At 44.7% G+C, this 13721-nt stretch carries 12 protein-coding genes and 1 riboswitch; all 12 genes read right to left on the bottom strand.

Annotation, left to right across the window (positions count from 1 at the left end; all coding sequences use genetic code 11):
* Nucleotides 1-8: 8 nt before the first annotated feature.
* A complete protein-coding gene (gene ytfJ, locus AB4Z30_RS00840) occupies nt 9-482 on the bottom strand; it encodes a GerW family sporulation protein (RefSeq protein ID WP_441922341.1) in 474 nt (157 codons plus the stop codon).
* Between the two features lie 212 nt (nt 483-694).
* The gene (locus AB4Z30_RS00835) at nt 695-1477 is read right to left on the bottom strand and encodes a DUF2953 domain-containing protein (protein ID WP_441922339.1); all 783 of its coding nucleotides are present in this window, start codon (nt 1475-1477) and stop codon (nt 695-697) included.
* Between the two features lie 143 nt (nt 1478-1620).
* Entirely contained in the window at nt 1621-2310 is a 690-nt protein-coding gene (gene scpB / locus AB4Z30_RS00830; RefSeq protein WP_441922337.1) for an SMC-Scp complex subunit ScpB, read from the bottom strand.
* Nucleotides 2279-3079, bottom strand: coding sequence for a segregation and condensation protein A (locus tag AB4Z30_RS00825; RefSeq protein WP_441922335.1), 801 nt, complete (start codon nt 3077-3079; stop codon nt 2279-2281). Before AB4Z30_RS00825 ends, scpB begins: the two co-directional genes overlap by 32 nt.
* A 102-nt stretch (nt 3080-3181) precedes the next feature.
* Nucleotides 3182-3649, bottom strand: a complete 468-nt coding sequence (gene ribH, locus AB4Z30_RS00820) for a 6,7-dimethyl-8-ribityllumazine synthase (RefSeq protein ID WP_090922403.1) — start codon at nt 3647-3649, stop codon at nt 3182-3184.
* A 100-nt stretch (nt 3650-3749) separates the two neighbouring features.
* Nucleotides 3750-4991 carry a bifunctional 3,4-dihydroxy-2-butanone-4-phosphate synthase/GTP cyclohydrolase II gene (locus AB4Z30_RS00815; RefSeq protein ID WP_441922332.1) on the bottom strand — a complete coding sequence of 414 codons (1242 nt, stop codon included), beginning with the start codon at nt 4989-4991 and terminating at the stop codon, nt 3750-3752.
* 104 nt (nt 4992-5095) lie between these two features.
* Entirely contained in the window at nt 5096-5764 is a 669-nt protein-coding gene (locus AB4Z30_RS00810) for a riboflavin synthase (protein WP_441922330.1), read from the bottom strand.
* Nucleotides 5765-5854: 90 nt separating this feature from the next.
* Nucleotides 5855-6958 carry a bifunctional diaminohydroxyphosphoribosylaminopyrimidine deaminase/5-amino-6-(5-phosphoribosylamino)uracil reductase RibD gene (ribD, locus tag AB4Z30_RS00805; RefSeq protein WP_441922328.1) on the bottom strand — a complete coding sequence of 368 codons (1104 nt, stop codon included), beginning with the start codon at nt 6956-6958 and terminating at the stop codon, nt 5855-5857.
* A 328-nt stretch (nt 6959-7286) separates the two neighbouring features.
* Nucleotides 7287-7453: riboswitch (FMN riboswitch) on the bottom strand.
* Nucleotides 7454-7608: 155 nt separating this feature from the next.
* Nucleotides 7609-8928 carry a hypothetical protein gene (locus AB4Z30_RS00800; RefSeq protein ID WP_441922326.1) on the bottom strand — a complete coding sequence of 440 codons (1320 nt, stop codon included), beginning with the start codon at nt 8926-8928 and terminating at the stop codon, nt 7609-7611.
* Nucleotides 8929-9197: 269 nt separating this feature from the next.
* The gene (locus AB4Z30_RS00795; RefSeq protein ID WP_090922413.1) at nt 9198-9629 is read right to left on the bottom strand and encodes a peptidylprolyl isomerase; all 432 of its coding nucleotides are present in this window, start codon (nt 9627-9629) and stop codon (nt 9198-9200) included.
* A 1022-nt stretch (nt 9630-10651) separates the two neighbouring features.
* Nucleotides 10652-11983: a diaminopimelate decarboxylase gene (gene lysA / locus AB4Z30_RS00790; RefSeq protein ID WP_441922324.1), complete on the bottom strand. Its 1332-nt coding sequence runs from the start codon at nt 11981-11983 to the stop codon at nt 10652-10654.
* Between the two features lie 103 nt (nt 11984-12086).
* A complete protein-coding gene (locus tag AB4Z30_RS00785) occupies nt 12087-13697 on the bottom strand; it encodes a spore germination protein (RefSeq protein WP_441922837.1) in 1611 nt (536 codons plus the stop codon).
* Between the last annotated feature and the right edge of the window lie 24 nt (nt 13698-13721).

Below are 13721 nucleotides of genomic sequence, written 5' to 3'. Positions count from 1 at the left end.
CTTGTGGCTTAGCTATACGTCGTATGATCTGTTGTCACTCGAACGTCATGTTCCGTTGTTCCATGATTACGGTGACGGAACATTTCTTGAATGCGATCGAGTACATAAGGTGTTGAATCGATCAATTTTTCGAACAAGTGCGTCGAATTATCCAGTGGTACGATGTGTACACCTTGTTTGCCAACAACAAGAAAAGCGATTGGACGGATGGATACACCGCCGCCACTACCGCCACCAAACGGAGATGCGACCTTCGCGGAATGAGCATGTTCCGTCGTACTTGATGTGCCGCTTCCTTTTGCATCACTTACGTTGAAATCACTACCGCCTGCCGCGAATCCAAATCCGACTTTACTGATCGGCAGAATGACCGTACCATCCGGTGTCTCTACAGCATCGCCAACGATTGTATTGACATCCACCATGGCCTTGATATTTTCCATTGCAGTTTCCATTAAGCCTTGAATTGGATGATCTGACATGTGTATTCCCTCCAGTTTCAATATAAGCTATATCCGTTGACTGAAATAATTAACATAAATACTATTGTGTCAATGTGACGGTCAACTTGTATAGGTTTTTGATCTAACCATATCATCCCCAAGTTTCGGGGAGTTATGTAATCCATGTAGGGAACCCATCGTATATGATCTCAAATTGCAACATCACATTTGATTCATCAATCATGCCCTTGTTAAGTTCCGGATTTCCTAGCTTCTTTATCCACAATCCGCCTATGCTTCTTCTTTTCTTTATATTTGCGGCGTTGCTGCTGAAGGAGCTTGAACCACATTTTCCAGCCTCCCTCAACCTGCAGGACACGCGTAAGTAGTCTCAATCCTGCAACAACAATGGCCATCATACGAATGCGCAATGTGAAATCTAGTTCTGTTCGGAATTCCATCTCATCCGACCAGACAGGAAGAACTTCAAGGTCAGGTACCGTTTTGAATCTCATCTGATACGTCAAGAAACCAACAATCATGGACTTGATACTCCACAACCAGCCTGACAGCATAGCTGTATATGCAGCATCACCCACTCCAACCGCAGTAGACCAAAACAGATTGGTTATATGCACACGTCTAAGGGTCTGTCTGACCCAAATTTTTAGAGCCTCCGTTGCTCGAAGCATCACTTTAACTTCTTTTGCCCAGTTTTTTACTTTACGTTTGTTCACCTGCTGACTCCCCAACACTTCTCCTCGGGAATGGTTCATGGACTGTTCTGTCTTAAGCAGGAAGCCTTCTTTCATATTTCGAAAAACAATGCTCGGAATTTCGTAATTCATTCGTACGAAGCCATACAGCAACCGAACATTAATATTTGCATAGTCATCGCTCTTATGTTTACGAAATACAACATGTACATGAACATTTGAGATGAGGACTGCGGCAATCAGCAGTGCGATGAACAAACCGATTCCTCCAAGCCAGATCCACACAGGCCTTACCTCCAAGCCCTCAATTCTTTTCATGTCTAGTATGGCATTCCTTACTGGAAAAAATTCACCAATCTATTCAATTACCCCAATTTTTGCCGAACATTTTGATAAAATACAAAGAGACAAAGCAGATTATCTCCACTTTGTCTCTGAATACTCTTACCGATCACATAGAATCAAGATGAACTCGAAGAATCATCGTCTGGATACGGCGTTATATCTTCTTCAGGAAATGCTGTTTCTTCGTTAAAATCAAACACATTCTGCACGTCTGTATCCAAGACATCTGTTTGCTTTATATCCAACTTGTCGAATAACAACTGGGTTTCTTCCTCCAAATTTTCCGAGTCTTCAAAAAAACCAGGTTCGGGAAGATCTTTAATCGAGGCAAGTCCAAAATAATCAAGAAATGACTTCGTCGTTCCGTACAAAATTGGGCGTCCTATCGCTTCCGCTCTCCCCACTTCCACAATCAAATCCTTGTTCACCAAAGTGTGGATAGCACGTTCCGATTTCACACCGCGAATCTCCTCAATCTCCACCCGTGTAATGGGCTGACGATAAGCTACAATCGCCAATGTTTCAAGCGCCGCTTGTGACAAAGACGTCCGTGCAGGGGAATAGGCCAACTTCTCAAAATACGCCGCATGTTCCGGCAATGTTCCGAGTTGCACGACACCTGCAATCTTCAAAATTTGTACACCTCTCCCCTGACGGGCAAATTCACCAATCATCTCCTCAATCGCATCCGTAACTAATTCTACGCGCTGATCTACGATTTCGGCGATTTGTTTTACACTTAAGCCTTCTTCTCCAGACAAAAACAAAAGGCCCTCAATAATCGACTTCAATTTCGGAAAATCCATGATTCGTTGTTTCCCCTCTCCACTCCATAACGATATCCTCAAACAACCGCTCCTGATAACAAACAATCTGCTTCATCTTCATTAGCTCCAGCACCGCTAGAAACGTCACCACGATCTCATGTCGATAGATTTGATCATCCATCAACTTGGAGAACAGTAATCGGCCTCCAGGCCCTAACTGTTGAAGCGAACCGATGACTTCACGTATGCGATCCTTGACGGAAATCTCATCCCGTTTGATCCGTGTGACCGTTGTGCGCTTCTCAGCTTTGCGCAGGGCCTTCTGAAACGCCGCAATGAGATCAGAAGTATGCAGTCCTTGTACCGGATTCGATTGCTCCTCAGCAGGCATATAGGCACGCAGATCCTCGGGTTCTTTGGAGAAAATAAGGCTTCGCTCCCACTCTCGTTCATGGAGATGCCGCGCAATTCCTTTATATTTGCGATATTCGATAAGACGTGCAATCAGTTCAGCACGTGGATCATAATCTTCATCTTCCATATAATCATAATCCTCGAAATCCTCGATTACCGGTGGTTTGGGCAGTAAAAGTTTGCTCTTGATGGACAGCAGCGTAGCTGCCATCACCAGAAATTCACTTGTAATATCCAGTTCCAGCTCCTGCATGGAATGCAGATACGCCATGTATTGATCGGTAATATCGCTGATGGGAATATCCTGGATGTCAATCTCAGCCTTATCAATCAGGTGCAACAACAGATCCAAAGGCCCTTCAAAAGTCTCCAGTTTGTATGTAACTACCGTCACTAGACGAATCCTCCCGCCAGAAAAATAAAAACCCTGCCAGCCGTTCGAAGCCGGTCTCCCGATTTCGTCTGCGCAAAGCAGGGCACTACTATTAAATAAGCACTATTTTAGCTGTTTCGTCAAGTTCGCCATTTCAATCGCAGCTGTAGCCGCATCCCAGCCTTTGTTGCCTGCCTTCGTTCCGGCACGCTCGATCGCCTGTTCGATGTTCTCCGTAGTAACCAGTCCGAAGATGGTAGGTACACCTGTTTTAAGGTTAATCGCCGCTACCCCTTTCGCCATCTCGTTGCAGACATAATCATAATGTGTTGTTGAACCACGGATAACCGTTCCTAAAGTGATGACTGCATCATACTTGCCGCTTTCGGCCATTTTCTGTGCAATAAGCGGGATTTCAAAAGCTCCCGGCACCCAAGCTACATCCACTTCATTGTCCTGCACGCCGTGACGTTTGAATGCATCCAGCGCACCACTGAGCAACTTGCTTGTAATAAATTCATTAAACCGTCCAACGACCACGCCATATTTTAAACCTTCCGATACTAAATGTCCTTCAAAATAATTAGGCATTATCGTCATCTCCCTGTCGATATATGATGTTTTAGCTTCTGCTGCTTACCGTGTCAATTACCAATATTTACATATCAGAAAACCAAGCATGTTCGGTTAATTACTGCTCGTTCTGTTCAATATCATCAAACTTGAGCATATGCCCCAGTTTAGCTTGCTTGGTGTGAAGATAAGCGGTATTATCCACATTCTCCTTCATCTGAATCGGCACACGTTCTACCACTTCCAGACCATAACCTTCCAAACCTTTGATCTTACGCGGGTTGTTCGTTAACAACCGGATCTGACGAACGCCGAGATCCTTCAAAATCTGCGCACCAATACCATAATCACGCAAATCGGCAGCAAAACCAAGCTTCAGATTGGCATCCACCGTGTCGAGTCCTTCCTCTTGCAGCTTATAAGCCTTGAGTTTGTTGATCAGACCAATCCCGCGACCTTCCTGTCTCATATAGAGCAGTATGCCATTACCCTCATCATGAATCTGTTTCAGAGCCGCATCAAACTGCGGGCCACAATCACAGCGATGAGAGTGAAAAACGTCACCAGTCAAACATTCAGAGTGTACACGTACCAATACAGGCTTGGAACCATCAATCTGTCCTTTGACCAAGGCAACATGTTCTTTATTGTCTACCGCATTGGTGTAAGCCACCGCCTGGAATTCTCCGAAATCGGTTGGCATCCGCACGGATACTTCACGCTTCACCAGCTGTTCTTTTTCGTTCCGGTAACGAATCATGTCCTGAATACTGATCAGCTTCAGATCATGCTTGCGTGCAATCTCCTGCAAGTCAGGAAGTCTAGCCATCGTGCCATCTTCCTTGATTACCTCACAGATAACCCCAGCAGGGTAAGAACCGCACATGATCGCAAGATCTACTGCGGCTTCCGTATGTCCGGCACGACGCAGCACACCGCCATCTTTAGCGACCAGCGGGAACATATGGCCCGGCTTGCGAAAATCACTGCTTTTCGCGTTCGGATCAATCAAACCTTTAACTGTAATCGAACGCTCATGCGCCGAAATGCCTGTCGTTGTATCAATGTGATCCACAGAGACCGTGAATGCCGTCCCATGAAAATCCGTATTTTGCTGAACCATCGGTTTAAGGTTCAATTCGTCTGCTCGATGCTGTGTAATCGGAACACAGACTAAACCTCTACCTTCGGTAATCATGAAATTGATAACTTCCGGGGTCGCCTTTTCCGCCAAAGCAATAAAATCGCCTTCATTCTCCCGGTCTTCATCATCCACCACAATAACGGGTTTCCCCCGCATCAAATCATAAATAGCTGCTTCGATTGAGTCCAGAATGGACGGCTCGGATTGTTCTGACATTGGCTGCACCTCCTGTTTCCGATTTATTTTGATGACTACATTTTTGTGCAAATGAAATAAGGATCATTCAACCCCATCTTTACGTTGTATATATCAATCAAAATTTAGGCAAATCCGTGATTCGAAAGAAACTCTTCACTAATGCTGCGCGGCTTGTCTTTACTCGTTCCCGCATGACCTTTGCCGTACTGCAACAGATGATCTACATATTTGCCCAAAATATCACACTCAATGTTGACGGTATCTCCCGTTTTTTTCATGTTAAGAACCGTTTCCCCAATCGTATGAGGAATAATGGAAACCGTGAAGGAACTTTGAGTTGTTTGCACCACCGTCAAGCTAATTCCATCCAAAGTGACTGAACCTTTCGGAATCAAAAATTGGAAAAGTGCATGGTTATCCGGTCTGATTTCAAATACAACCGCATTCTGATCCCGCGTGATGCTACCAATAACTCCAGTTCCATCAACGTGCCCCTGCACAATATGACCGCCAAATCGTCCACCGGACAACATGGCTCGTTCCAGATTGACCCTGCTACCAGATTGGAGTTGACTGAGATTCGTATGACGGTACGTTTCAGGCATGACGTCTGCTGTAAAACCTCCACCCTCAAGCGTAGTCGCTGTCAGACAAACCCCGTTAACTGCGACGCTGTCTCCAATCTTGAGATCATCCATAATGACAGAAGCTTCGATGTTCAGAACCAAGGCTTCGCCTTTACGGCCAATGCGCCGGATCTGACCTACTTCTTCCACCAAACCCGTAAACATACTGCCGCCTCCTAATCTAAAGCTGTGTATCTATTTTATTGTCGCACGCATCCTTTTGAGTCTAACTCAATTGTGATACATTACTCTGGCTTATTCTGGCCAAACGGGAATGCCGCCAATACTGATATTATCCCCAACTTGCTCAATTTCCAGCTGATGCAATTGAATCGCTTGGCTCATACGCTCTACGCCTTCAAAACGGAAGCTGCCAGGTGTATCATATCCACCTACAATCTTCGGAGCGATAAACATAAGCAGCCGATCTACGAGCCGCGCTTCCAGCATAGCACCATTCAGTGTGCCGCCGCCTTCCAGCAAAATGGAGCCAATATCACGCTCTCCCAGTTTGCTCAATCCGTGCAGCAAATCTACCCGCGGCCCTGGACCGCAGCGGATTACCTCAACACCGTAAGCTTCAAGACGCTCTGCCGATTCCTGACTAGCCTCGTCGGTCGTAAGAACCCAGGTTGGCGCAAGGCCATCCTTGACCATTTTGGAGCCTACAGGCAGACGCAGTTTGGAATCCACTACGATCCGTACCGGACTAATCCCCTCTACTTGCAAACGGGTGGTCAGCTCCGGATTGTCGGCGATAACCGTATCCACACCAACCATAATGCCTTGATGACGATGGCGAAGCGCGTGCACAATTTCGCGTGCCGGTTCGTTGGAGATCCATTTGCTGTCTCCGCTGCGAGTAGCAATTTTGCCATCCAGCGTAGATGCTGTTTTGAGGGTAACGAAAGGCAGACCTGTTGTAATAAACTTAATAAACTTTTCATTCATACGTCTTCCTCGTTCGCGCAAAACACCCACTTCAACCTCGATACCTTGTTTACGAAGCATACTGATGCCTGTGCCAGATACCTGTGGATTCGGGTCTTCACAACAGACAACCACCCGTTTGACCTTCTCATGAATCAAACGTTCGCTGCAGGGCGGAGTTTTACCGTAATGACTGCAAGGTTCAAGCGTTACGTAGACGGTACTGCCCTCCGCATCGCTTCCAGCCATGTTTAGTGCATGCACTTCCGCATGGCCTGTACCTCTCTTCAAATGGCTTCCCAGACCAACAACTCGTCCATCCTTAACTACGACACATCCCACGACAGGATTAATTCCAGTCTGTCCTTGTGACCGTTCTGCCATATCCAGTGCTAACGCCATATAAAATTCATCATTGATCATTTCCATATATTGTTCACCCCACGGTTATAATCTTGAACTAAAAAATCCCCACCGAACAATCCGTTCCGGTGGGGATGATGAGAGTCTACTGTCATCTACAGGAGTGAATGGTGTACAACCACAACCATAACGACACTTCACCAATCCGTATAACAGGCAAGTGAAAACAAACACATACCTTGTTGAATACAACATCTTAGGTAAAGAGCTGTTATGTTACGGTATTATGTACAGGAAAACTCATTAATAATAAGCTCTCCCTACACAACATCAAATCAAGTGATAAATGCTGTGTAACATCACTCCTGCGGAGTGCAGCCTGCTTGGCATACACCCACTCCTTCTCCCATCCAGACTATACTGTCGGTTCTGGAATCACACCAGATCAGCCATCTGCCGTAGGCAGACAGGTCACGGACTTTGCCATGTCGTCGGAAAACTTATATCCTCGACATATGCATCACCGCCGGTAGGGAATTACACCCTGCCCTGAAGGATCGCTTTCGTTATTAATTGGATGTTAGCACTTTAATGTCAAAAAATCAATTTATTTTTGTTTCTTTTTGTCACATACTAACTTTTAATAAGCATTCATATCATAAAATCCGCATCTCTCACAAGACGCGGATTTTAATCAGCCATAGAAAAAATAAATTCTAGAGGTCAGGAAAACAACAGCTTGCCATGTGCTTTAAATCTTTTGCTGCGTGGAACGGAACACGATCCGGTTTTGGCTGGGAAGCAGCAGGAGTAGGCATATCTCTGGCGACCCTTCTAACCCAGCTTGTAGAGTCGATTCCAATGGCCGAACATAACCAGCGTTCATCTGACCTTGGACGTACGGTTAAAATAAGCTCTTCTTTTCCTGGCATTTCAGGGAACACACCTTCCAAATATTCGACAATAACACGTTTGTCCTTCACTTCATGACAGTAGACGGTCACCCAAGCGCCACTAAGTACTTTCACCGCATATACGTCTCCTGGCTGCACCTCACCTGTGCCGGCATCTGGAGATTTTTTCGGTACCTTGGCTTGAGAACCAACACCTCGTCTGCTTTCGAATGCACCAATAACGGTCTCCATAGCTGGTGGATTCGGTTCAGCTTTGTCCTCAAGCGACACATCACTGCAATCGAAGCCATCGAAAATCCGGAACAGATTGTGCTCGTTTATTCCTATAGATGAATCCCACCATGCCAAGGGAGCTTGTACTTCAACGCGGGTATTAGGTCTCTTATCGCGTTCAGCATACGAGGTGAAAGCCGTAATCATTCCTGGCTGTTCTGTTGTGTCCAGAATACCGATCAGTGCCAGCGTTTCAAGCAGGTCACGGTATACATATACCTTTTTCGAAGGCAGCAGTTGTGCTTTTTTCAGAGCATCCGCTGCCTTGCTGTAACGCGTTTTGGGCGGCAGATTGCGCAGTACCGTCAATACGGCGCGCAGCGTCCAGCGATCATATTCATTCGGGACAGGAAGCTCCTGCGAAGCGGCCATCTCCTTCAAAGCCAAAACATGTCCGAAGATATCTCCATCCAGCGGTGTAGCGCTTGTCATCCGCCAGTACCATTGAAGTGATGTATCTACACCGTCATTCACGTCCAAACCACAGATCTGGCACTTGTGACTGGATGGATACGGTGTATATTCATGATCTGGTATGCTGGTTGCAATTAGTTTACCTGTAAGAAGTGAACGCCAAATCATCGGAGCTGACCATAACGAAGCCACAAAAGCCTGAGCGGCGTCCTGAAGTGTCCAACGCTCAGCCAATGCTCTCAGTTCGTTGATGGTTTCCTCATGCTGTGGACTCACAAAACGATTCGGTTCATGTCCAGCCGTCTCTAAAGCCTGCAACTGCTCAGTAGTCACATCCTTAGGTATGGTGTGTCTGGAAGCACGCAACTCCTTGTCCCAAATCGTATTTCCACTATAAAGGTGCTGAAGTAATTTAAGCTGCTGTACAACCTCCAAAGTTAACAACATCCTTTCAACTATTCATGAAAGTAACTAAGTACAATTTCTCCATTGTGCTGTCAAACCTTATGTATTCGGTTCCAACAGTCTGTACTTAGCCAGAATAACCCAGGATCACTTCGCCCGCCAGTTCCTTTAAGCTTATTTTTGACCAGACGAACTAAGGCAATCATGCAAAAAGGCAGTAAAATGCACAAAACCCCCGGTACTTCCGTAATAGGAACGTACCAAGGGTCATAAAGGTGTTTAATCTGTTGCAGATTGAATTAAACTTCTACAACTTCAACAGTTTCCATTTTGTCACGGCCTTCGAATGCATCAACAAACTCCATACCTTTGCTTACTTTACCAAATACGGTATGTTGTCCATCCAAGTGTGGCTGTGGTTGGTAGCAGATGTAGAACTGACTTCCACCTGTGTTGCGACCAGCATGTGCCATCGCAAGTGTTCCACGCTCATGTTTGTTCGGGTTGATCTCACAGTTGATTGTGTAGCCAGGTCCGCCTGTACCGGAACCGCTAGGGCATCCGCCTTGAGCTACGAAGCCCGGGATAACACGGTGGAATACAAGACCGTTGTAGAAACCGGAGTTTGCCAGCTTTTCAAAGTTTGCTACTGTATTGGGAGCTTCTTGATCGAACAGGTCAATCAAAACTTCTCCGCCGTTTGCCAATTTAATTTTCGCTTGTTTCGCCATATGTAAATGACTCCTTTCAATGTTGAGCAAAGTAAATTGTGAAGCAATACCTAACTTGAGGTCAAGCATTACAGCACTTTTCTTAGTGTACACCGAAAAGAACCGAATCGCAAAAGGATAAGATAAAATATGACGAATTTTTTTATTTAAGTTGAATTATAATTTGAATTTCTTCCAATCGATCTGATTAAATGCAAGTATAGTTAGAAAACAATTGTTGATAATATTAGAGAAATTGAAAGTAGTGCTCTGTTCATAAATGAGTCCAGAAACATTGATTATAACAAAAACCAGTAAATAGATTATATTAATGTGCGATTTTAGTAAATCATAATTATATTCTTCAGAAATTTTTTTTTGATTCATGATTCTTTTTATAAAAAACTTATTTAATTTAACTCCTGTTAATTGAAAGATGATTAAGAATGCTGTTACTAAAGTGTACAGAAAAATAGATGGGTTGACTTGAAAGTTTAAACCGAAAAGTTTAACAACTAATAATAATATGAAGAGGTATATGTATGATGTCACTATAAGAGTTGTTATTGTTGAGTAGAACTTAAAAATTATCACAACTATACCAAATACCATTAACTCAGCCAAAAAAGCCATAATAATATTCCTTGTAAAATCACTATAAATACTTACACCAATCAATACTCCTAAAAAAAGAACCATACATAATATTACAGCAATATTTTTAAAGTTGAAATGTGCAAGTATTAAAATAAGTCCTAAAATTAAGCCTGTCGAGCCAAATACAACAACTATAATTTGATCTAATGAGTTGTATGAATTCTCGATATTAAAATTTGAAATGGTCTTACTACTGTAGTAATAAGATAAGACGAAAATCGCTATCCCTATTAAGCTAGAAATCCCTTTAAATTTGGCTGTAGTTACTGAATTGAAAATTTGACGTTTAATATGTATCACTCCAATAAGTATTTTTTCAACCGAATAATAGCATAACAAAAAGGTGACCTAATTTCAGTCACCTTTTTGTTATGCTGGATTGTTTTTTATCGAGTAACTGGCTGTTTGCCAATACGTGCTGGCACGAGGTCATTTTGGATAATGTCCTGATATGACTCACGACGTACAACCACATCGCCTTGACCGTCTTTGACAAACACAACTGCCGGACGACGAATCCGGTTGTAGTTGCTTGCCATGGAATAGTTATATGCCCCTGTACAAGCTACGGCAAGCAGATCACCGCTTTCCACTTTTGGCAGATCCAGATCCCAAATCAACATGTCACCGCTCTCGCAACATTTACCCGCTACAGATACCGTTTCTGTTGCCGCTTCGTTTGCACGATTCGCCAGAACGGCCTCATATTTGGATTCATACAATGCAGGACGTGGATTATCCGTCATACCACCGTCTACAGCTACATATTTACGCACGCCTGGAATGTCTTTGCTCGTTCCAACTGTATACAGCGTTGTACCTGCTTCACCTACGATGCTACGGCCTGGCTCAACCCAAATTTCAGGCACTGCGTAGCCGATTTGTGCAAAATGGTTTTTTACTGCATCGGTAATGGCCTTCACATACTGAGCCACTTCAAGCGGCGTATCACCATCAATATAACGAATTCCGAATCCGCCGCCCAGGTTTACAACTTTGAATGCCACATTCAGGCGCTCATATACACTTGCCGCAAATTCAGCAACACGTTGAACCGCCATCTGGAATCCTTCCACCTCAAAGATCTGCGAGCCGATGTGAGAATGTACACCAAGCAATACCAGATTGGATTGCTTGGATGCAAGTTCAATCGCTTCAAATGCTGTACCGTTGCCGATATCAAAACCGAACTTGGAGTCCGTTTGTCCTGTCGAAATATATTCATGCGTATGCGCCTCAACACCAGGCGTTACACGCAGGAGGATGTTTACTTTACGGTTTTTGTCCGCTGCGACAGCTTGGAGCAGGTGCAACTCGTTAAAGTTGTCAACCACGAAGCATCCAATTTCAGCGTCAAGCGCCATTTCGATCTCTTCGATCGTTTTGTTATTGCCGTGGAAATGAATGCGTTCTGCCGGGAAGCCTGCTTGCAATGCCGTGAACAGTTCGCCGTCAGAGACAACATCCAGAGAAAGACCTTCCTCTGCTGCAAGAGCACACATCGCCATAACACAAAATGCTTTACTCGCATATGCAACTTGGAAGCCCAAACCTGAAGCGCGGAATGCTTCCATGTACTCTCTGCAGCGCTCGCGAACCAATTGCTCGTCCACAACATAGAGCGGTGTTCCAAATTGCTCTTTCATATCCGTAACGTCTACTCCACCAATCTCCAGATGACCTTGCCCATTTATTCTACTTGTACCGTGTAAATACATCGTTTGCATTCCTCACTTTTTGTATACTGGAACAGTTACTATTCCATTGATTTTACACCAGTATATCAAATTAAGCCGGGAGATGAATGGATTTTTCGGCACATCATTTGTGTTTTTTACCTTTTCGCAATTCACCGTCGGGATCCTCGGACATCTTGGTGTTGTCACGTGTTTTGTTGAATGATGGACGTTTCTTGCTGACAAGCAATGGAACCCTGAACAAGAAGTTGCCAAATGCCTTTGCATTAAAAGGTATAAATGGCCAAAGATACGACGAGTTGTACGAACGGTGAATGGTCAACGCCACAATCAGCAACGTTGTTCCAACGACCAGACCCGGCACCTTGAATATCGCAACTGCAACCAGTAGCAATAATCTGACCAATCTGTTCGCCAGTCCTAACTCGTAACTTGGTGTAGCAAACATTCCGATTGCCGCAATAGCCATGTAGAGCACAACCTCATTGACAAAATACCCCGTTTTCACCGCGATATCTCCGACTAATATAGCTGCAATCAAACCCATGGCGGAAGCCAGTGGTGTAGGAGTATGGACCGCCGCCATCCGTAATAAGTCTACGCCCAGCTCGATGAGCAGAAACTGAATAATAATCGGCAGTTTCACGCTTTCCTGTGGGCCAATGAAATCCAAACCAACGGGTTTTAGCGAAGGCTCGATGACCATAAGCATCCACAGTGGCAACAAAAATAACGAGATCAGGATACCTGCAAATCGTACCCAGCGCAGATAGGTCCCCATGAGGGCCGTTTGCCTGTTCTCTTCTGCATGCTCGCACAAATCAAAAAAGGTCGTTGGCAAGATCATCACGCTGGGGGATGTATCTACAAAAATAACGACTCGCCCTTCCAGCAAATGGGATGCTGTGACGTCAGGACGTTCCGAATAACGAACAAGGGGAAATGGATTCCATCCTTTGTTGATGATCGCTTCCTCCAGCTGTTTATCGGCAGCCGGAATACCGTCGATATCGATTCGTTGTATTTTTTCCTTTACCGAATCCACCTGCACCTTATCCACTATATCGTCAATATAAACCACACATACATCCGTTTGGGTTCTCCGTCCTACCTGCATGAGTTCAAACTTTAGTCCGGGGTCCCGTATTCTGCGGCGCACCAGCGCTACATTAGTCAGCAGTGTTTCGGTAAAACCATCCCGTGAACCACGAACCACGCGTTCAAGAGAAGGCTCTTCGGGGGATCGAACCGGATAACTCCGGGTGTCCATAATGAGAACTGAGCGGTCTCCCTCGACAAACATAGCACTCATGCCCATAAGCACCTTGCTAATGACAGCACTCATCTTCTCCACTCGTTCTACCTGTATATGAGGAATATAACATTCGAAATAGGACTTGAGTGCATGCTCCGATACTTGATCCGGCGTCAGATAGGTTAATCTTTTCAATACTTCGAGCAAAATCTCATCTTTGGCAAAACCCGTGAGTAACAGTAATCCTACATGTTTGCCGCCAAGTACCATTTCCCTCATATCTACATCAAACGACTCGCCAAGACCAAGCACTTGTTTTAACGTGTTTTTGTTATCACTCATGCGCGGGGAGATGTTATCGTTATGTTGCCAATACTGAACTGATTCTTCAATGCTGTCGGACATCTCGTTTTGCTTTTTTTTCTGGTACGCCTTCTTTTCTTCTTCCTGCTGAACCTCGTAAGCAGACTTGTGCAACATGTCTTCCGTCATACCATCACCTTG

The sequence above is a fragment of the Paenibacillus sp. 2TAF8 genome (genome assembly GCF_052114825.1).
GTDB lineage: Bacteria > Bacillota > Bacilli > Paenibacillales > Paenibacillaceae > Paenibacillus.
The sequence above is the reverse complement of the archived record's forward strand: the minus strand, read 5'-3'. Positions and strand labels throughout refer to the sequence as shown.